General features: G+C 40.9%; 17 protein-coding genes. 15 read left to right on the forward strand and 2 right to left on the reverse strand.

The window, feature by feature from the left end; genetic code table 11:
* Window positions 1–19 precede the first annotated feature (19 nt).
* Both glyA and Q0R88_RS25515 read left to right on the forward strand, forming a co-directional pair.
* Entirely contained in the window at window positions 20–1,306 is a 1,287-nt protein-coding gene (gene glyA, locus Q0R88_RS25510; RefSeq protein ID WP_295721314.1) for a serine hydroxymethyltransferase, read from the forward strand.
* Window positions 1,307–1,309: 3 nt separating this feature from the next.
* Window positions 1,310–4,438, forward strand: coding sequence for a PAS domain-containing protein (locus Q0R88_RS25515; RefSeq protein WP_295721317.1), 3,129 nt, complete (start codon window positions 1,310–1,312; stop codon window positions 4,436–4,438).
* Window positions 4,439–4,665: 227 nt separating this feature from the next.
* Here the strand turns inward: Q0R88_RS25515 and Q0R88_RS25520 are convergent, their stop codons facing one another.
* Window positions 4,666–5,364 carry a phosphoribosyltransferase family protein gene (locus Q0R88_RS25520; RefSeq protein ID WP_295721319.1) on the reverse strand — a complete coding sequence of 233 codons (699 nt, stop codon included), beginning with the start codon at window positions 5,362–5,364 and terminating at the stop codon, window positions 4,666–4,668.
* Between the two features lie 23 nt (window positions 5,365–5,387).
* Complete coding sequence (rlmN, locus tag Q0R88_RS25525; protein ID WP_295721321.1) at window positions 5,388–6,455, reverse strand: 23S rRNA (adenine(2503)-C(2))-methyltransferase RlmN; 1,068 nt, start codon at window positions 6,453–6,455, stop codon at window positions 5,388–5,390.
* A 155-nt stretch (window positions 6,456–6,610) separates the two neighbouring features.
* On the opposite strand from rlmN, the gene Q0R88_RS25530 reads away from it, so the two are divergent.
* From Q0R88_RS25530 to ruvA, 13 genes are all read left to right on the forward strand, one after another.
* Complete coding sequence (locus Q0R88_RS25530; protein WP_295721323.1) at window positions 6,611–7,777, forward strand: amidohydrolase family protein; 1,167 nt, start codon at window positions 6,611–6,613, stop codon at window positions 7,775–7,777.
* Between the two features lie 143 nt (window positions 7,778–7,920).
* Window positions 7,921–8,199, forward strand: coding sequence for an acylphosphatase (locus Q0R88_RS25535; protein ID WP_295721326.1), 279 nt, complete (start codon window positions 7,921–7,923; stop codon window positions 8,197–8,199).
* A gap of 40 nt (window positions 8,200–8,239) precedes the next feature.
* Window positions 8,240–9,742, forward strand: coding sequence for an oligosaccharide flippase family protein (locus tag Q0R88_RS25540; protein ID WP_295721328.1), 1,503 nt, complete (start codon window positions 8,240–8,242; stop codon window positions 9,740–9,742).
* Window positions 9,742–10,176: a dUTP diphosphatase gene (dut, locus tag Q0R88_RS25545; RefSeq protein ID WP_295721330.1), complete on the forward strand. Its 435-nt coding sequence runs from the start codon at window positions 9,742–9,744 to the stop codon at window positions 10,174–10,176. The genes Q0R88_RS25540 and dut overlap by 1 nt, the downstream gene beginning before the upstream one ends.
* A gap of 184 nt (window positions 10,177–10,360) precedes the next feature.
* Window positions 10,361–11,989 (forward strand): tetratricopeptide repeat protein, encoded by a 1,629-nt coding sequence (locus tag Q0R88_RS25550; protein ID WP_295721333.1) that lies wholly within the window; start codon window positions 10,361–10,363, stop codon window positions 11,987–11,989.
* Complete coding sequence (locus Q0R88_RS25555; protein WP_295721335.1) at window positions 11,967–12,755, forward strand: DUF4292 domain-containing protein; 789 nt, start codon at window positions 11,967–11,969, stop codon at window positions 12,753–12,755. Before Q0R88_RS25550 ends, Q0R88_RS25555 begins: the two co-directional genes overlap by 23 nt.
* Window positions 12,756–12,771: 16 nt before the next feature.
* Complete coding sequence (locus Q0R88_RS25560; RefSeq protein ID WP_295721337.1) at window positions 12,772–14,055, forward strand: peptidoglycan DD-metalloendopeptidase family protein; 1,284 nt, start codon at window positions 12,772–12,774, stop codon at window positions 14,053–14,055.
* A 54-nt stretch (window positions 14,056–14,109) separates the two neighbouring features.
* Window positions 14,110–14,532: a twin-arginine translocase TatA/TatE family subunit gene (locus Q0R88_RS25565; RefSeq protein ID WP_295721339.1), complete on the forward strand. Its 423-nt coding sequence runs from the start codon at window positions 14,110–14,112 to the stop codon at window positions 14,530–14,532.
* A 72-nt stretch (window positions 14,533–14,604) separates the two neighbouring features.
* The gene (gene tatA, locus Q0R88_RS25570; RefSeq protein ID WP_295721341.1) at window positions 14,605–14,769 is read left to right on the forward strand and encodes a twin-arginine translocase TatA/TatE family subunit; all 165 of its coding nucleotides are present in this window, start codon (window positions 14,605–14,607) and stop codon (window positions 14,767–14,769) included.
* A 98-nt stretch (window positions 14,770–14,867) separates the two neighbouring features.
* Window positions 14,868–16,292 carry an Asp-tRNA(Asn)/Glu-tRNA(Gln) amidotransferase subunit GatA gene (gene gatA / locus Q0R88_RS25575; protein ID WP_295721343.1) on the forward strand — a complete coding sequence of 475 codons (1,425 nt, stop codon included), beginning with the start codon at window positions 14,868–14,870 and terminating at the stop codon, window positions 16,290–16,292.
* 64 nt (window positions 16,293–16,356) lie between these two features.
* Entirely contained in the window at window positions 16,357–17,619 is a 1,263-nt protein-coding gene (locus tag Q0R88_RS25580; protein WP_295721345.1) for a lytic transglycosylase domain-containing protein, read from the forward strand.
* Between the two features lie 119 nt (window positions 17,620–17,738).
* Entirely contained in the window at window positions 17,739–20,051 is a 2,313-nt protein-coding gene (locus Q0R88_RS25585; protein ID WP_295721347.1) for an NADP-dependent malic enzyme, read from the forward strand.
* A gap of 10 nt (window positions 20,052–20,061) precedes the next feature.
* Entirely contained in the window at window positions 20,062–20,646 is a 585-nt protein-coding gene (gene ruvA, locus Q0R88_RS25590; RefSeq protein ID WP_295721349.1) for a Holliday junction branch migration protein RuvA, read from the forward strand.
* Window positions 20,647–20,659 lie beyond the last annotated feature (13 nt).

Here is a 20,659-nt window from a genome sequence, read left to right on the forward strand (position 1 = left end):
CGCCGTTTAATTAAACACAATGAAAAGAGACAAAATAATATTTAAGCTTTTGGATGAAGAGCAGCAACGCCAGGAAGAGGGCATTGAACTTATAGCATCTGAAAATTTTGTAAGCAGGCAGGTAATGGAAGCAGCGGGCTCTGTTGCTACCAATAAATACGCTGAAGGTTTACCGGGCAAACGTTACTATGGCGGTTGCGAGGTAGTAGATGAAATTGAAACCATTGCTATTGAGCGTGCTAAACAGTTGTTTAATGCCGAGTGGGCAAACGTGCAGCCGCACTCTGGCGCACAAGCCAATGCGGCAGTAATGCTGGCTTGTTTGCAACCAGGCGATAAAATATTAGGATTTGATCTTTCACATGGTGGTCACTTAACACATGGTTCGCCGGTAAATTTTTCTGGTAAATTATATGAGCCGCATTTTTACGGTGTAGTAAAAGAAACCGGTTTAATTGACTATGAGCAACTTAAAAGAGTAGCATTAGAGCAAAAACCAAAATTGATCATTTGTGGTGCTTCTGCTTACTCGCGCGATTGGGATTATGAGTTTATACGTAAAGTAGCCGATGAAGTTGGTGCTTTGGTATTGGCTGATATCTCGCATCCATCTGGCCTTATTGCCCGTGGTTTGTTGAAAGATCCACTGCCGCATTGCCACATTGTTACTACAACTACCCATAAAACATTGCGTGGCCCACGTGGTGGTTTAATATTGTTAGGAAAAGATTTTGAAAATCCTTATGGTGTAAAAACACCAAAAGGCGAAATTAGGATGATGTCGTCATTGTTAGATATGGCTGTATTCCCTGGTACACAGGGAGGCCCGCTTGAGCATATCATTGCTGCTAAAGCAATTGCTTTTGGCGAAGCTTTGAGCGATAGCTACATGAAATACATTGTGCAGGTTAAAAAGAATGCCGAAGCTATGGCCGAAGCCTTTGTTGCGCGTGGATATCAGATCATATCGGGCGGTACAGATAATCACCTGATGTTGATTGATCTTCGTAATAAAAATATTACGGGTAAAGCTGCCGAAAATGCGTTGGTTACTGCCGATATTACGGTTAATAAAAACATGGTTCCTTATGATGATAAATCGCCGTTTGTAACTTCAGGTATTCGTGTGGGTACTGCCGCCATCACTACCCGGGGTATGAAAGAAAAACAAATGGAAGTAATTGTGGAACTGATAGATGCAGTAATTTCAGATCCTGAAAATGAACATTCTATCAAGAAAATTCGTAAAAAGGTGCATAAGCTAATGTACGACTATCCGTTGTACCGCGAGAACGGCTCAGAATAAAGAATGATAAACAAGCAACATGGACTTATAAACGATGAAGAAAGGCGCTTAGCGGCGCTGAAATCATACCATGTGCTTGATACGTTGCCCGAGAGGGAGTATGATGCCATAACCCGTTTGGCATCATATATATGTAATGTACCCATTGCCCTGATCACCTTAATTGATGCTGACAGGCAATGGTTCAAATCAAAATTTGGCACCGGCAAGGGAGAAACACCCCGCGCCGGTGCTTTTTGCAATAAAGCCATTTTAGATGATGGTATCCTTGAAGTAAACGATGCACTGGCGGATGATGATTTTAGGGATAATATATTTGTAACCAGTCAAAATGTTCGGTTCTACGCCGGCGCTCCCCTAATTGACCCCGATGGTTACCATTTAGGCTCCGTTTGTGTTATTGATATGGTGCCACGTAAGCTCAGCGATGAGCAACTGGATGCTCTGCGTACACTGGCCGATGAGGTAATGTCGCACCTTACGCAGCGTAGGCAAAAGTTTGAGCTGGAGCAAAGCCTGGTACGTTATAAGGAGTTTTACGATTTGTTTGACAGCTCGCCTGATATTCATTGTATTATGGACAGGCATTTTAATATTGAACAGGTAAACCGCTCTGCAAAATCAATTTTAGGTTTTAGTCCGGAGGAAATAATAGGGCAGCCCATCTGGAACTATTTCCCGGAAGAGGAGAAGATCAGATCATTAAAAATACTTAAAGAGGGTTTAAACAAACAGCAACGTAAATTTGATATTGAAGCTGTTTTATTGACCCCTGCTGAAGATATAAAATGGATAAGCTGGTCGGTTACTTTTAGTGGGAATAAATGGTTTGCAAGCGGCCGCGATATAAGTTACCAGAAACGCATATCGCAGGAAGTTGAACAACTGGCATTAGTGGCCAGCAAAGTAAGCAATGGTGTAGTAATAAGTAATGCTGCCGATGAAGTTGTTTGGGTAAATAATGCCTTTGAGCATATTACAGGTTTTAACTTTGCCGATGTTGAAAATAAATACCTTGGTACTACACTTAAGGGTAAGTTGGTTGATCCTGCCGCCGAAGCAAAATTACAGGCTTCGATAAATAATAAGCAATCATACGAGGCAGAGCTTCTGATAACTACCAAAAATGGTGAACTTTTATGGATAACCGTGGTAAATTCGGTTATACGCAACAGTGAGGGAGAGGTTGATAAATTTATCAGGGTCATCATTGATATATCGGCCCGGAAAAAAATTGAACAGGATCTTGAAATCTTATCTTTCGCGGCCAGGAAATCGCCAAGCGGGATCTTTATCCGTGATATTGAGGGCCGTTTTTTATGGGCAAATGAAGCGCTGGAAGATGTTATTGGCTACTCCTTTGCCGAACTGGAGGGGAAAGCATTAGGCACTTCGCTGTTAGGCGAAGACTCTGACCTTACCGTGTTTGAGAGTGCGGTACAAGCCGTAAAGGAGAATAAGCCCTACGAGGTTGAAATTAAAGTTTATAAAAAAGACGGCACCCCAATATGGATCTTCTTATCCAATAGCCCGATATTTAACGAAGCCGGCAAGGTTGACAGGCAAATAGGGGTAATGGTTGATATAACCGAACGGAAAAAAAATGAAGCAGAGGTTACCCTGCTGTCTTTAGTAGCAAGCAAGGCCACAAGCGGCATTGTAATAAATAATAGCGACGGTAAGGTTGAATGGGTAAATAAAGCCTTTGAGGGAATTACCGGCTACACTATCAATGACGTAAATGGCAATCACCTGGGCGATGTGCTAAAAGGGGCACTTACCGATGTGGCCATCATTCAACGTGCACGCGAGCTTTCAAAAAATAAGCAATCGTTTGAGGTAGACCTTCTTATCTATCGAAAAGACGGACAGCCTTTATGGGTTTCGGTCATCAATTCGGTGATATTGGACAGGCATGGCAAGGTTGATAAATATGTTGAGGTAATTATTGATATTACCGCCAAAAAGAAAGCCGAAATAGAACTTATTGCCGCCAAGGAGGAGGCATTGCAGCTGAGCAGGGCCAAAGATATGTTTATATCGGTGATGAGCCACGAAATCCGTACACCGTTAAACGCCGTAATTGGAATGTCGCACCTGTTAAGGGACGATGATCCGCGGGAATCGCAAAAGGAAAACCTGGAAATATTGAGGTTCTCTGCAGAAAATTTATTGACACTCATAAATGATGTGCTGGACTTTGCAAAAATGGAGACGGGTAATGTGGAGCTTGAAAAAGTTAGGGTTGACATCCGCGAGCTGATACAAAGCGTTAGCAGCAGCCTGCAATATAAAGCTGCCGAAAAAAATATATACCTTAGCAAAACTGTAGAGGATGCTATACCGCAATTTATAATAGGTGATCGTACCCGTTTAAGTCAGATATTATTAAACCTTGTAAGTAATGCTGTTAAGTTTACAGATGAAGGCGGGGTAAATATAGATCTGAAGATTATCCAGGAAAGCGATAAAGATGTAAGGATTAGGTTTTCAATAACAGATACCGGGATTGGTATTGCGGCTGACAAGATAAATTTAATATTTGAACAGTTTAAGCAGGCAGATGTTGACACCACGCGTAAATATGGGGGAACAGGTTTAGGATTGGCCATAAGCAAACGCCTTATCGAGCTGCACGATTCACGGATAAATGTGGATAGTGTACCCGGGCAAGGTTCAGTTTTTTGGTTTACGATAACCTTTAATAGAGCAGATAATCAATTGAAAAGCAATTATAATAACGTGGAAGAAGGACTGAAAATTAACGTACTGGTAGTTGATGATAATCAGATAAATCGTTTGTTGATCAATAAGATACTAAAAAAGTGGGGCGCAGACGCAGATTTTGCCGAGAATGGCGTTGAAGCGATAAATAAAATAGAAGCTAATCAAAACTACAATGTGGTGCTGATGGATATTCACATGCCCGAAATGGGAGGATTGGAAGCTACCCAGGTGATTCGTTCAAATCCCGGGTCGTATTTTCAGCAATTGCCTATAATAGCCCTAACAGCATCAATGCTTAGCAACCAAATGGGCGAAATAGACAATGCCGGTATGAACGATTATATCCTGAAACCATTTGACCCAAAAGTACTTTACGAAAAATTAAGCCGATATCAGCATCAGTAATTTGATGTGCAGATTTCAGATGTGCAAATTAAGTTGCATAACGGGGAGTTGCTGAAACCATGTCTTAGAATGGTAAAATCCTGAGAACACTGAAAGGGGAATGACGTTTTGAAAAGTTTGTCATCCTGAACGCAGTGAAGGATCTAATCACAGACTTTACAGGGCGAAGAAGCATGGCGAATAGCAGATCCTTCACTGCGTTCAGGATGACAATATTTAAAAAAAAGCTACACCGCATACGCAATGGTAGCGATGCTCAATTTCAACCCCGGTACTTTTAGCAATTCAATTCCACAGGCTTCAAGCGTTGATCCGGTAGTTACAATATCATCAACCAGTAAAATATGTTTGCCTTCCAGTCTATGTGGTTTGCTAACGGCAAAAACCTCCTGCATATTCTCAAACCTTGCAAAGCGCGATTTATGGGTTTGTGTGTCTGTTGCAATTACACGTACCAGGTTATCAATCTCAACGGTGGCATTTAGTTTTTGAGCCAGCCCATCAGCAAAGCAGGCACTTTGATTGTAGCCGCGCATTTTGAGCCGTTTTTTATGTAGGGGTACCGGGATAATATAGTCTGCCGTATTAAATACAGGATTTTCTGCTAACTGGTTACCCGCTATATTTCCTAAAATATTACCTATTTGCTTCATCCCGCTGTATTTAAAATGATGCATCAGGTTTTGTACGTTGCCACCTTTGTTAAAAAAGTAAAGGGCATAAGCTGCCCCGATGTTTATTTTACCATAAAACTGCTGTGCAACAATATTATCCGGCTGGGTATGAAAATTGGTATAGGGTAAATTGTACCGGCAATCGGAGCAAATGACATGCTCGTTGGCCACCAGGCTGGCGTTACAGGCAGCACAAAGTTCAGGAAAAAGCAAGGCAACAAAATCGGCAAGGTAACCGCCAGGTAATTTCATGCCATTAATTTAACGCAGATTTTTTAAACTTCGGCAACTTTTGCTTTTTCTTTGATAGCCAGCTGACCGCATGCCGCATCAATATCCTTACCCCGGCTGCGGCGTAAGTGCGTATTGATACCTTGTTTTATGAGGTAATTAGCAAAAGCTTCTACTTTATCTTCGTCGGCATTAATAAAACTGGCAAATGAAATTGGGTTGTATTCAATAATATTTACCTTACAAGGCAGGTGTTTGCAAAATTTAGCAAGCTCCATGGCATCCTGTATATTATCATTAACCCCATCAAAAATGATGTACTCGTAGGTTACCGGGTTTTTGGTTTTGGCGTAATAATATTTCAGCGCTTCGGCCAGTGCCTTTAATGAGTTTTGCTCATTTATAGGCATTATGGTATTACGCTTTTCGTCGTTAGCGGCATGTAAGGACAGGGCCAGGTTGAATTTTACTTCATCATCACCCAGCTTTTTAATCATTTTGGCAATACCTGCAGTTGATACCGTTATCCTCTTTGGCGACATATTAAGGCCATCCTCGGCCGTAATACGCTCTATGGAGTCCATTACATTTTTGTAATTAAGCAGGGGTTCGCCCATGCCCATGTATACAATGTTTGATAATGGGATGCCATAGTTTTCGCGGGCCTGCCGGTCTATAAGTACTACCTGATCGTAAATTTCATCGGGATTCAGATTCCTTTTACGTTCCATATATCCTGTTGCACAAAACTTGCAAGTGAGGCTACAGCCCACCTGGGACGACACGCAAGCCGTCATTCTGCCCGGAGTTGGAATTAAAACACCCTCAATTAGATGAGTATCATGTAAAATAAAAGAATTTTTTATAGTTTTATCAGCACTAATCTGTGATGTATTAATTTTAACGTTGTTGATAACAAAGTTATCATCCAGTTTAGTGCGCAGTTCTTTTGAAATATTGCTCATCTCGTTAAAAGAAAAGCACGATTTTTTCCAAAGCCATTCATATACTTGCTTAGCCCTGAAGCTTTTTTCCTCCATACGGATAAAATGCTCCTGTAAGGCTTTCAAACTCAGGCTTCGGATATCAATTTTACCTTTTGTATTGTTCACACTGCAAAAGTACTTAAATTTAAAAAAATCTGTCTTTTTTTAAAGTCATTCTTTTTTGTAGAATAAAAAACAATAATTAAAAGTTAATTGTAGATATTCTATACAGGGATTGGTTTAATGAAACGATATGAGTGAGTTACCAAGTTTAAATTTGAATGAAAAGTTTTAGAGCCGATTACGTTTTTCCCGTTTATGCCGATCCTGTTAAGAATGGAATTGTCACTGTTGATGATCTGGGTAAGATCATTTCAGTTACAGATTATCACAACCCTCCAGATGGCCCCATTGAACAACTGAGTGGTATTATTTGCCCCGGATTTGTTAACACCCACTGTCATACAGAATTATCGCATTTAAAAGAGAAAATAAAACCCGGCAACGGATTGGTTTCTTTTATTAAAGATATTCAATCCTTCAGAAATTCTGACCAAAAACTGGTTGAGGATGCCATAGAATTGGCTGATAAGGAAATGTATGATAATGGTATTGTTGCCGTTGGTGATATATCCAATGCCAACTTCAGCATTCCAATGAAGGCTAAAAGTAAGTTGTACTATCATACTTTTGTAGAAGCCTTTGGCTTTTTACCTCAAAATGCCGAGGATGTGTTTAATAAGGCGCTGGCTTTACTTAATGAGTTTAAGCCAATGCCGAGTTCAATCACGCCGCATGCGCCTTATTCGGTATCAAAAGATCTGTTTAAGCTAATTAAGAAATATTGCGAAGACGGCCAGAACCTCATTAGCATCCATAACCAGGAAACAGAGGACGAAAACAAGTTTTACCGCTATAAACTTGGGGGCTTCCTTGATCTTTATGAGCATTTTGGTATTGATATCAGTTACTTTAAGCCGCAGGCACGTAACTCTATGCAATCCATCATTCCGCTGTTAACCAATAAGCAAAATATACTGCTGGTTCATAACACGTGTACCAATTTAAAGGATATTTACTTCATTAAACGTTTCGATCGTAAAATAAACTGGTGCTTTTGCCCCAATGCCAATTTATATATAGAGGGAAAATTGCCCAAAATTGAACTTTTTGTTGACCAGGGCTTTAACATTACATTAGGTACCGATAGTCTGGCATCAAACAAGAGCCTTTGTATCCTTAGCGAAATGCGTACTATTCAAAAGAAATTTCCGGCAATAAGTACCCAGCGGTTAATTGAATGGGGCACACTTAACGGCGCGGAGTTTTTGGGTATTGATGAGGATAAAGGCTCATTACAACCCGGCAAAACACCAGGCCTTAATTTAATAACAGGTTTAGATGGGTTGAAATTAACGCCGGAATCAAAAGTTAAAAAATTAATTTAGGGGAGTGATGAATGGTTGATGGAGTTAAATTATGTAGATTAATTTAGATTAAGTTAATTTGCGTTTGATAGAAACATTAGATAGCTGATTGGGTGATTTTAAAAAAACTACTCACCTAATCAACTACTCACCACTCACTAAATATGAAACATCTTAATATCACAGTTAAAGGCACAGTTCAAGGCGTTATGTACCGCAAAGCAACCAAGGCGGTGGCCGATCAACTGGGGGTGAGGGGCTTTGTGAAAAATGAACCCAACGGAGATGTTTACATTGAAGCCGAAGCGGATAATACCATTATGGAAATGTTTATAGATTGGTGTAACGAAGGCCCGGAAGATGCCGAGGTTACATCTATTGAAACCCATGAGGGCGAATTAAAAAACTATCGTAATTTTGAGGTTGTAAAAAAGCGCTTATAAATAGGATCAGGTCCTGAATTAATTACAACTAACATCACCATTGTCAACAGCTAAAAAATTTGCCGGGCAAACAGCCGTATACGGATTAAGTACTATTGCCGGCCGTGTGCTTGGCTTTTTTCTTACCCCTATTTATACCCGGGCTTATTCAACCGGAGTTTATGGAATATTAACCACCATGTTTGGCTGGGTTTCTATCCTGAATGCTGTGATGTCTTTCGGTATGGAGACAACCTATTTCAGGTATTTGAATAAATATCCCGACAATAAAAAGCGGGTTTATAATAATTCATTCATAGCTGTTTTTGTAATAACGCTATTCTTTTTATTGGTTACCCTCCCTTTCCTTAATTTTATTACAGGCTTTATACAAGTAGGTAATTCAACAAGCCATAACGATTTCCTGCTGTTCATTAAAACGTTTATAGCTATACTGGTGATAGATGCCTGGTGTGTGGTACCCTTTGCCAAGATCCGTGCAGACGGGCGGCCGGGGAAATACGGTACTATCAAATTTCTTAATGTTATAATTTTCATTACGCTTAACTTAACTTTTATTTGGGTTATTCCTTATTGGCTAAATCATCATTTTATTGGCGCCGATTGGATAAGTCATTGGTATATAAAGGGATGGGTAGGCTATGTTTTTGTATCAAACCTGGTATCAAGTATTGCCACGCTTTTTATGTTGCTGCCCGAGTTTTTAAAACTCGGACTCGACTTTGATAAAAAGATGTTCGGCGAAATGTTTAAATACAGTTGGCCCATTCTTATTGCAAACTTGTCGTTCCTGGTTAATGAAAATCTTGATAAAATACTCTTAGGTAAATTGCTTCCGCAGAATATAAGTGTAAGCGAAGTAGGCATTTATGCGGCATGTGCTAAAATATCCTTGTTCCTGAGCATTTTTGTGCAAGCATTCCGGCTGGGTGCCGAGCCATTCTTTTTTAGTCACGCCAAAAGCAAAAATGCAGGGCAAACCTATGCCCGCATTATGGATTATTTTGTGATAGCCGTATGTGTGATATTTGTAGCGCTTATAGCCAATATTGAAATATTAAAGTATTTTGTTAGAGGCAAAGACCATGCTCAAACAGCATTATACTGGACGGGGCTTAAGGTTGTACCACCGCTGGTTTTTGGCTACGTGAGTTTAGGCATCTATATGAACCTTTCGGTATGGTATAAGCTATCTGATCAAACTAAGTATGGTTTATATATATCTGGCGTTGGCGCTATACTTACCATTGTTTTGAATGTGGTGTTTATACCTAAATACAGTTATGTAGCATCCGCATGGATCTCTTTTGCAGCCTACACAAGCATGATGATTCTCTCCTATATCTGGGGGCAAAAAAATTACCCTATACCATACAATATTAAAAAGAACCTGGCTTATATTGTCGCATCAGTTATACTCGTTTATATATCGTTCACTATATTTAAACGCAATATATTTGTGGGTAACGCTTTGCTGATAGTATTTGCAGGCACAGCATTTTACTTAGAGCGCAAATCACTTTTAGCAATTTTTAAAAAATAATGACCATACGCATAATTAACAGATCAAAAAATAGTTTACCAGCTTATGAAACTGCTCATGCAGCAGGTATGGATCTGCGGGCCAGTGTTGAGGAAACTATTCAGCTTAAACCAATGGAGCGTAAACTGGTGCCAACCGGTTTGCATATTGAACTTCCTGTTGGTTTTGAAGCGCAGATACGGCCAAGAAGCGGCCTGGCTTTTAAGCATGGTATTGGTATAGTAAATTCGCCGGGAACTATTGATGCCGATTACAGGGGCGAGATAAAGGTGCTGCTGATTAACCTGGGTGCCGATGTGTTTGAGATTAACAACGGCGATAGGATAGCCCAGATGGTGGTAGCTAAACACGAAACTGTAAGCTGGACCGAGGTAGAAGTACTGAACGATACTACCCGCGGCGAAGGCGGATTTGGACACACTGCAGTAAAATAGAATCGATAGATTATAGCCTTTAAATCAAAAGATTTAGGTAAATTTAAGTATGAAGGATCAGGGATTAAGATATAGCAATATAAGGAACAGGAAGCTTAGCCAGCTAATTGCGGTTTTCTTGTGTCTTGTTTCCTGCCTTTTGTCGCTTAAAGCAAATGCTCAAAAGCAAACTGTTTCCAAAACTATGAGCTCGCTTGATAGTATGGATGTTAAACAATTGTTCTTCTCGGCCCTGCGCGAAAAAACGGTTGAAAACCTGAAGCATGCATCAGAATTGTTTGAGCGGGTAATTCAAGCCGATCCTTTAAATGACGCGTCGCTTTATGAATTGGCAAATCTTAAAAAAATACAAAATGATTATGCCGGCGCGCAGCCACTGCTTGAGCGGGCCGTTGCAGTTAAACCCAATAATGAGTGGTACTGGGCAGCACTTGCGGATAGTTACGAAAAGAGTAACAATATTAACAAGCTGGAAAATGTATTTAACCAGCTTATCCGTATTAACCCCAACAAAACAGAGTATTATTATGATAAGGCAAATGCCTATCTAATACTAAAAAGATACGATGACGCACTGAAGGTTTATGATGAGGTGGAGCAAATTTCCGGCCCTACTGATGATCTGTTGACCAACCGTCAAAAAATTTATCTTAAACAAGGTAAAGTTGATAGGGCTGCCGCCGATATTGAAAAGGCCATAGCTGCAAATCCGGGTCAGATACGTTATTACCTGCTGCTATCAGAAATATATAATTCAAACGGCTTAAGTGATAAAGCGTTAGCCGTTTTACTGAAGGCCGAAAAGCTGGATGCCAGTAATGGCATGGTTCACCTTGCTCTTGCCGATATCTATCGGGATAAAAAAAATAACGACGCAAGTTTTAATGAGCTTACATTGGCCTTTGCAATACCTGATATTAACATCGATCAAAAAATAAGGATCATTGCCGGTTATTACCCCAAATTTCCGGAGCCCAATGCCAAAGCCAGCGCACTTGAATTAAGCAGAATATTAACAATTGCCCACAAAAATGATAGTAAGGCTTTTGCCATGTACGGCGATATGCTGTTGCAAAACGAAAAGTTGAAAGATGGAAAAGCAGCGTACAAAAAATCAATTGAACTTGATGGGCAGGCATATGCTGTACATGAGCAGTTGGTGCGCATTGAACTAAGTCAAAACGATTTGGACGGCGCCATTAAGGACGGCGAAAATGCTTTGTCGTTGTTCCCTAACCAGGCATGGATGAACTACCTGGTGGGAGTGGCCTGGGCGCAAAAGAAAAATTTTAACAAGGCGCTGGGTTACGTTAAAAATGCAACTTCATTAGAAATTCAGGATAAGGAATTACTTTCGCTTAGTTTTTCTTTATTAGGAGACTGTTATCACGACTTGAAAAACAATAAAAGTTCTGATGATGCTTATGATAAAGCTTTGGCTGTTAATCCCGATAATGCGTATACCTTAAACAATTATGCCTATTATTTATCGTTAAGAAATGAGGGCTTAGATAAAGCGGCGCAAATGTCGGCACGATCAAACCAGTTGCAGCCTAATACAGCATCGTTTGAAGATACCTATGCATGGATACTATTTATGCAAAAGAAATATTCTGATGCTAAATTGTGGATTGAGAAAGCATTAGCACACGATAAAGATAATAGTGCAGTTAAATATGAACATTACGGCGATATTTTGTTTTACATTGGTAACACGGATGGGGCCGTACAAAACTGGAAAAAAGCCAGGGGCTATGGAGAGCAATCCCCGGTTTTAGAGCGTAAAATAAATGAAAAGAAATATATTGAATAAATTACTGGTTGTTTGCTGCTTACTTGCAATGGTAAGTTGTAAAGCCCGTAAACAGGTTTTAGTTGCCCGTAAAGTCGATTCGGTTGTGAAACCGGTAGATGATAAGGCTACCAAACTTGCAGCCATAAGGGCTCAGCAGTTAAATTTTAACACTTTTGCAGCAAAGGCCAAAACCAATCTTGATATTAATGGCAACAGCAATGATGTAACACTGAACATCCGCATCAGTAAGGATAAAAAGATATGGGTATCTATTACAGCTATATTGGGTGTGGAAGTTGCCCGCGTAATTATTACTCCAGATAGTATATTGCTTATTAACCGCTTAGAAGGTGTATACCTTAAAAAGCCTTTTAGCTATGTATATGCCTACGCAAGTAAGCAGGTTAATTACAAAACACTTGAATCATTATTGGTAGGGAATGCCATTCCTGAATTGCTTAACGAGAAAACAGATATTACATCCATTATAGGAAGTACCACATTGAGCGGCGATCTGGAGGACCTGGTTTATAAACTGATTATTGGCGCCGATAATAAGGTTACACAAACAAACCTTGATAACCAAAGCCAGGGGCAATCATTACAAGTGGCCAACAATACCTTTATACAAGCCAATAACCGTATCCTGCCATCGCAAATAAATATTGCATCAGTAGTAAAAGATAAAAAAATACACGTGAACCTGCATTATACAAAGGTTGATTTTGATCAGCAACTGGAATATCCATTTAGTATTCCAGACAGGTATGAGCCGGCCAAATAATTCCTATTTTTGTTTGATGAAATTTTTAAAAGCAGTTCTCTTTATTGTAGCAGTATTTATAGCGGTTAACGCCCATGCTCAAAGCAGTCAGGAATTAAAGCGCAGGCGTGATAAATTATCTGAAGAGCTTGAGCAGCTAAATAAGGATTACCAGGAAACTTCAAGTAATAAAAGGGCTACTTTAAAACAATTAAGTCTTTTAAAAGCGCAGATCAATCTTCGCGAAGAAAAGATCAATATCATTAATTCCGAAGTAAGAAATTTAGATAATCAAATCTCTGAGAGCAATAATACCGTACATAGCTTACAAAGCCAGCTCGATCAGTTAAAAAAGGAGTACGCGGCGATGGTGCTTTTTGCTTATCGCAACCAAAGCGCCTATAATAAGCTGATGTTTATTTTTGCTTCTAAAGATTTTAACCAGGCCTATAAACGTTTAAAGTATTTACAACAGTTTGGTACCTACCGTGAGCGGCAGGCCGGTTACATACAGGGTACGCAAAAAGAGCTGCATGTAAAAATAAATGAGCTTGACAGAACCAAGCAGGAGAAAAGTACTTTGCTGGTAGATCAGCAAAAAGAAAAAGAAACCCTGGGTAAAGAAAAGAATAGCCAGGTGAAAGTGGTAAAAGATCTTTCGCAGCATGAAGGGCAGCTAAAACAACAGCAGCGCGATGTGCAGAATAAAATTGCTAAAACCAACCGGGAGATTGGTGCAGCTATACGCCGGGAAATTGAAGAAGCCCAGCGGAAGGCCGAAGCAGAGGCTAAAGAAGCGGCAAGGATAGCCGCAGCCAAGGCAAAAGCCGAGAACAGACCTGCGCCGGTAGTTGCTAAACCGGTAGTGCGCACCAGTTCAAGCTATTTGAATGCCACGCCAGAGGCGGCTAAGCTTTCAAATGACTTTTTGGGTAACAAAGGCAGGTTGCCATGGCCGGTTGCTAATGGAATTATAACCCAGGGATTTGGGGTATATACCTCTGAAGGTATCAGGAGTGAAAATACGGGTGTTGATATCCGTACCAATGCAGGAGGCACAGTGAGGGCCGTTTTTGATGGCGAGGTGATTAGGGTAGTTGACGTGAGTGGTACATATTTGGTGATGATAAAACATGGGGAGTACTTTACGGTGTACGGTAACCTTCGGTCGGTAAGTGTGGCACGGGGGCAAAAGGTGAATACCAAACAAGCTATAGGCGTTGTTGCTACCGATCCTTCAACCGGCGAAACAGAGGTTAACTTTGATGTTTATAAGGTAAAGGAACCGATGAATCCTAAATTATGGCTGGCGCCTAATTAGTTGTGATATATAAGAAATTTAAATTGTTTATATTTGTAACCTAAAAAAAATGCTATGTTAAGTACAATTTTTTTATTTTTAAATATTGGTACTGGCGAAATGGTACTGATACTTTTTGCAGCATTAATGCTTTTTGGAGGCGAAAAACTTCCTGGTATGGCGCGTACACTTGGTAAAGGGATTCGTGATTTTAAAGACGCTTCAGAGGATGTTAAAAGAGAAATTAACAACCAGATAAATAGTTTTAGCGAAAAAAGCGAAACAACCACTACAACACCTGTAGTTGAAGAGCATCCAAAACCGCTTATTGAAGAATATTCAACTGATGAAACGCCGGTTGCCGAAAGTATAGATCATCATCCCAACCCGGTTATTGCCGAAAATAAAGTACCGCATGCAATCCCCGTTTCGGATATTCACGTAAGTACGGAGGAAGAACCGGTTGTTGAATCAAGGATCGACCTTAACAAACATTAATAATAAAGCTGCTACAGCACAAAAGGAATTCTATCATAACAATAATATTAATTTATATAAAACTTAAAAATTATGGGTTTAGGGGCACCAGAAATTATTCTGATCATCATGGCAATACTCTTACTGTTTGGAGGTAAAAAAATACCCGAACTAATGAGAGGTTTAGGAAAAGGCGTTAAAGAATTTAAAGACGCTCAAAACCAAGACGGCAGCACAGAAGAAAAACCTAAAGTTTAATACTTTAAGGTTTAGCTGTTTACCGCTTTATTTACAATATAAACTTATCTGTGAAATAATTTCTTATTTCATCGGATAAGTTTTTTTATTTTAGCCCCATGGCTAAATTTTATTCCTCTTTAACCGAAATAAAGAGCGGGTTGCAATCTGGGGAAATTACGGTTCTTGATCTTGTTAAAAATTATTTGAATGAGATCAAAAAGAACGCCCATTTAAATGCTTTTAATGAAGTGTTTGAAAATGAAGCATTAAGCAATGCTAAAAATGTTGACGAACGCTTAAAAAATGGTACTGCCGGTAAGCTCGCCGGTATGGTTATCGCTATTAAAGATAACATTTGCTATAAAGGGCACCAGGTAACTGCGTCATCTAAAATTCTTAAAGGGTTTACTTCCATATATTCTTCAACCATAGTTGAGCGCCTGCTTGCGCAGGATGCCATAATAATAGGCCGCTGTAATTGCGATGAGTTTGCCATGGGCGGCTCCAACGAAAACTCCCACTACGGGCCGGTAAAAAATTATGCTGATCAAAAAAGGGTGTCGGGTGGTTCTTCCGGTGGTTCGGCAGTTGCAGTGCAGGCCAATATGTGCCATGCGGCAATTGGTACCGATACGGGAGGCTCCGTAAGGCAACCAGCATCATTTTGTGGTGTAATTGGGTTTAAGCCTACTTATGGTCGTATTTCCAGGCATGGCATTATTGCCTATGCTTCATCATTTGACCAGGTTGGTCCTTTTACCCGCTCTGTTGAGGATGCTGCTTTGTTGTATGAGGTTATGGCTGGTCCGGATGCATATGACAATACTTTAATACAGCAACCTGTATCATCCTTCGCTATCAGCACCCAAAAACCAACAAAGAAAAAGATAGCCTATTTGCAGGAAGCTTTATCAAGCCCCGGCGTTGATGGCGAAGTAAAGGATGTGCTGGTAAAATATATTGATAAGTTACGTGCAGAAGGGCATACCGTGAAACCTATTGCTTTTGAACAATTGGATTACCTGGTACCAACCTATTATATACTGGCAACTGCCGAAGCTTCATCAAACCTTGCCCGGTATGATGGTGTGCACTATGGTTACCGCAGCCCTGCTGCTGATGACTTGCAATCAACCTATAAAAGGTCGCGGTCTGAAGGGTTTGGTAAAGAGGTTAAGCGCCGCATTATGCTGGGTACATTTGTTTTAAGTGCCGGCTATTATGACGCGTACTATGCCAAAGCTCAAAAAGTACGCCGCCTGATTAGGGAAAAAACAAACCAGATCTTGGATGAATATGATTTTATACTGATACCAACGGCTCCGGAACCTGCTTATCTAATAGGTAAAGAAGAAAAAGATCCGGTTGTAACGTATCTTTCTGATATTTTTACCGTACAAGCTTCATTAAGCGGAGTACCCGCTATATCCTTACCGGCCGGCAATAATAGCCAGGGTTTGCCGTTAGGATTACAATTGCTGGCTAAAAATTTTAACGAACAAGAACTGTTAGATTTTTCTGAATATTTCCTAAAACTATAAAAATTTAATATTTTAGGAGAATTATCTGGTGCGGGAAGCATCATCACTTAATCAAATCCAACGAATGAAGAGATTATTTACGCTTACCATCTGTTTTTCACTAATTCATATTATCCATAGTAACGCGCTCCCGTCTGTACGTCAAACAAGTCGTTTCAATGTATTGCACAGCGAAATTAATGTTGATACTACTATAGTGCCGGTTATTAACCATCCCTTACCTATTGGTGCGCAGGGTGGCATTTATAAGCGTCGTTTGGATTCTGTCCGCAAGGATATTCAGCTTGATTATAATGAATATGTTCAGAGTTATATAGACCTGTACATGCATAACCGCGATGAGATGGGGCAGGTAGCGGGCTTAGCCAAATATTACTTCCCTATTTATGAAAAAGCTTTTCGCGATGCCGGTATTCCCGAAGAAATAAAATTCCTGTCCATAGTGGAGTCAAAACTTGATCCTAACGCGGTATCAAGAGTGGGGGCTACCGGACCATGGCAGTTCATGTCAACCACCGGGAAAACCTACGGCTTAAATATGGATAGCTACGTTGATGAACGCCGCGACCCCATACAGGCAAGTTACGCTGCCGCTGCATATTTAAAAGATGCCTACCAGGAGTTTGGCGATTGGCTGCTTGCCATTGCATCATATAACTGCGGCAAAAGCAATGTAGAACATGCGGTTGAAAAAGCAGGACCCGGCAGCGATTTTTGGGCTATCCGCCAGTATTTGCCTGCAGAAACCCGTGGGTATGTACCGGCTTTTATAGCTATGAATTATGTAATGAACTACTATAAGAAACACAATATAGTAGCGCAGGCCTGTAATTTTTCATTAAAAACGGATACCGTAATGGTGAAAAAGTTTGTATCGCTTAGCAATGTCGCCCTCGCCTTAAATGTGGGCATAAACGAATTGGCCATACTTAACCCGGCTTATAAGAGGTTAATAATCAATGGTACGCCGGCAGCGCCCCGCAGGCTTATTTTACCACAAACATCCAAAGAGAATTTTGCTGCTTTATATAATGTATTAAACGGTACAACTGATGCTGTTGCACCTATGGCTATTACCAGGCCTGTTTACGCCGCGACAAACATAAATGCCGAGAGCAAACCCGAACGCCGGATGCCGACACACCACAAGGTTAAAAGAGGGGAAACTTTAGCAAGTATTGCCGATAAATATGGAGTTGAAATTCATGATCTTAAACTCTGGAATAACCTGGAGAGCAACCGTGCCCCGGTTGGCCAAACTATTAAAGTTGCTGCTGGTGGTGATATCTCGGCAAGTGTTCCTGCTCATTCAAATGCAGGTTTGTAAGTAAAAGATAATATCCGGTAAAGGAATAGCCCGATTTTGACATCATTCAAAGTCGGGCTATTTTATTTCAGGTTACCATAAAAAGAATTGTAATTTTGGGCGCTTGAATTTTGATAAAGATGAACAAGAACAACCGTAAACAGGACGCACTGAACTACCACTCCATGGGGCGCCCCGGAAAGATAGAAGTAGTGCCCACAAAGCCTACCAATTCGCAACGAGATTTAACCATGGCCTATTCGCCCGGTGTTGCAGAGCCTTGTCTGCGCATTGCCGAAAACGTGGAAGATGTATATAAATACACAGCCAAAGGTAACCTCGTTGCTGTTATCAGTAACGGAACAGCCGTATTGGGTTTAGGGAATATCGGTCCTGAGGCCAGTAAACCTGTAATGGAAGGCAAAGGCTTGTTATTTAAAATTTATGCGGATATTGATGTTTTCGACCTGGAAGTTAACGCCAAAACGGTTGATGAATTTGTAACCATAGTAAAGGCACTGGAGCCAACCTTCGGTGGTATCAATCTCGAAGATATATCTGCCCCAACCTGTTTTGAAATAGAACGCAGGTTAAAGGCCGAAATGAAAATACCCGTAATGCATGACGACCAGCATGGTACGGCCATTATATCGGGAGCGGCATTAATGAACGCCTGCGAAATCCAGGGTAAAAAGCTTGATAAAATAAAAATGGTAGTTAATGGTGCAGGCGCCGCCGCGGTGTCATGCTCAAAAATGTACCTGTCATTAGGGGTTAAAAAAGAGAACCTGGTGATGTTTGATATCAACGGCTTGCTAAGCCAGGATCGTACCGATCTGGATGATACCCGCATGCAGTTTGCAACCGACCGTACCGACATCAAAACCCTTTTTGATGCCATGAAAAACGCCGATGTGTTTGTTGGTCTTTCTGCCGGTAACGTGGTTACGCCTGATATGCTGAAGCAGATGGCCAAAAAGCCGGTTGTTTTTGCAATGGCCAACCCGGTACCCGAGATTGATTATGACCTGGCCATCAAAGCCCGCGAAGATATAATCATGGCCACAGGCCGGTCTGATTATCCTAACCAGGTAAACAATGTATTGGGTTTCCCTTATATTTTTAGGGGGGCGCTTGATGTAAGGGCTACAGCCATTAACGAGGAAATGAAGATAGCTGCCACGCATGCTATTGCCGAGATGGCTAAAAAGCCGGTTCCTGAAGCGGTTAACCTTGCTTACAATATTACCAACTTAAAATTTGGCAAGGATTATATTATCCCTAAACCAATGGATCAGCGATTGATCACCGAAGTATCAATGGCAGTTGCCAAAGCGGCTATTGATTCTGGAGTTGCACGCAAGATAATTACCGATTGGGATGCCTATGCAGAGGAGCTTAGAACACGCCTGGGTACAAATGATAAACTGCTGCGTAACCTTACCGCTAAGGCCAAACAGAGCCCTAAACGCGTTGTTTTTGCCGAAGCAGATAATTATAAGATATTAAGATCGGCCCAGATAGTGAAGGATGAGGGTATTGCTACCCCGATACTACTGGGTAATATAGATAAGATAAAACAGATCATGCGGGATAATGACCTGGATCTGGGTGATGTGCAGATAATTGACCCGCGCGAAGGCTGCGAAAATATGGAAGACTACGCCGCGTATTTGTACAAGAAACGCCAGCGAAGAGGTATCACCTTGTATGAAGCCCGTAAATTGATGAGTGATCGTAACTATTACGGTGCTTGTATGGTTCAGTTCGGCAGGGCAGATGCACTGATTTCTGGTTTAACTAAAGATTATGTTACCACCATTAAACCGGCGTTACAGATCATTGGTACCGAACAGGGTGTAAACCGGGTTGCCGGTATGTATATGATGATTACGCCAAAAGGCCCCGTGTTTTTTGGCGATACCACCGTAAATGTAAACCCAACCGTTCAGGAATTGGTGGATATAACGGTATTGATAGATCGCTCTGTTAAACAATTTAACATCAAGCCAAGGGTTGCTTTACTATCGTACTCCAACTTTGGCTCAAACGAAGGAGAGATACCAGAAAAAACAAGGGAAACTGCAAGAGTTCTGCATGAAAAATACCCCGATATGGTGGTAGACGGAGATATGCAGGCTAACTTTGCCCTTAACTCAGATCTATTGGCTGATAATTTCCCTTTTTCTACCCTGAACGGAACCCCTGCCAATACATTGATCTTCCCTAACCTGGAGTCGGGTAATATTGCCTATAAATTGTTACAGGAAATAGGCGGGGCCGAGGCAGTTGGTCCAATTCTATTGGGCCTTAAAAAACCGGTGCACGTATTACAATTGGGTAGCTCGGTTCGCGAGATTGTAAACATGGTTACCATTGCCGTAGTTGACGCCCAGGCTAAAGCCGGCCGGGAAAAGCCAACAAGTATTTTTGAGAAACTTAAAGGGAAATAATAATAATATTATGTACGATTATATTGGTGGTAAACTTGTTTTTAAAAGTCCGTCGCATGTTGTTATTGATGCCGGAGGCATAGGTTATCATATTAATATTTCGTTAAATACATATTCGCGCCTTGGGGCCGATGAAAACTGCCGGCTTTACATATGGCAGCATGTAAAAGAAGATGCGCTCACCCTATATGGCTTTGCCGATGATGGTGAGCGCCGCTTATTTATGCACCTGATATCTATATCGGGCATTGGGCCTAATACCGGCCGAATGATGTTATCATCAATTACCCCTGCCGAAATACAGGCGGCAATAGTAAGTGGTAATGTTTCGCTTATACAACGCATCAAGGGTATTGGCCCAAAATCGGCACAAAGAATAATTCTGGAGCTGCAGGATAAGTTACGCAAGGAGGGCCCTGATACCCTAACCGTTGTGCCAATAAATAAAACAGCTAAAGATGAGGCACTTACCGCCCTGGTAATGTTGGGCTTTGCAAAAAATGCTGCCGAAAAGGTATTGGAGCAACACCTGAATAATAATAGTGGAGATTTAACCGTTGAACAGCTGATTAAGTTTGCATTAAAAACCCTATAATTACGTATAATTT

Source organism: Mucilaginibacter sp., assembly GCF_025362475.1.
In the GTDB taxonomy this organism is placed as follows: Bacteria; Bacteroidota; Bacteroidia; order Sphingobacteriales; family Sphingobacteriaceae; genus Mucilaginibacter.

Coding starts and splice junctions, on each gene's coding strand:
- glyA (WP_295721314.1), top strand. CDS start 20: ATGAAAAGAGACAAAATAATATTTAAGCTTTTGGATGAAGAGCAGCAA.
- Q0R88_RS25515 (WP_295721317.1), top strand. CDS start 1,310: ATGATAAACAAGCAACATGGACTTATAAACGATGAAGAAAGGCGCTTA.
- Q0R88_RS25520 (WP_295721319.1), bottom strand. CDS start 5,364: ATGAAATTACCTGGCGGTTACCTTGCCGATTTTGTTGCCTTGCTTTTT.
- Q0R88_RS25530 (WP_295721323.1), top strand. CDS start 6,611: ATGAAAAGTTTTAGAGCCGATTACGTTTTTCCCGTTTATGCCGATCCT.
- Q0R88_RS25535 (WP_295721326.1), top strand. CDS start 7,921: ATGAAACATCTTAATATCACAGTTAAAGGCACAGTTCAAGGCGTTATG.
- dut (WP_295721330.1), top strand. CDS start 9,742: ATGACCATACGCATAATTAACAGATCAAAAAATAGTTTACCAGCTTAT.
- Q0R88_RS25550 (WP_295721333.1), top strand. CDS start 10,361: ATGAGCTCGCTTGATAGTATGGATGTTAAACAATTGTTCTTCTCGGCC.
- Q0R88_RS25555 (WP_295721335.1), top strand. CDS start 11,967: ATGAAAAGAAATATATTGAATAAATTACTGGTTGTTTGCTGCTTACTT.
- Q0R88_RS25560 (WP_295721337.1), top strand. CDS start 12,772: ATGAAATTTTTAAAAGCAGTTCTCTTTATTGTAGCAGTATTTATAGCG.
- Q0R88_RS25565 (WP_295721339.1), top strand. CDS start 14,110: ATGTTAAGTACAATTTTTTTATTTTTAAATATTGGTACTGGCGAAATG.
- tatA (WP_295721341.1), top strand. CDS start 14,605: ATGGGTTTAGGGGCACCAGAAATTATTCTGATCATCATGGCAATACTC.
- gatA (WP_295721343.1), top strand. CDS start 14,868: ATGGCTAAATTTTATTCCTCTTTAACCGAAATAAAGAGCGGGTTGCAA.
- Q0R88_RS25580 (WP_295721345.1), top strand. CDS start 16,357: ATGAAGAGATTATTTACGCTTACCATCTGTTTTTCACTAATTCATATT.
- Q0R88_RS25585 (WP_295721347.1), top strand. CDS start 17,739: ATGAACAAGAACAACCGTAAACAGGACGCACTGAACTACCACTCCATG.
- ruvA (WP_295721349.1), top strand. CDS start 20,062: ATGTACGATTATATTGGTGGTAAACTTGTTTTTAAAAGTCCGTCGCAT.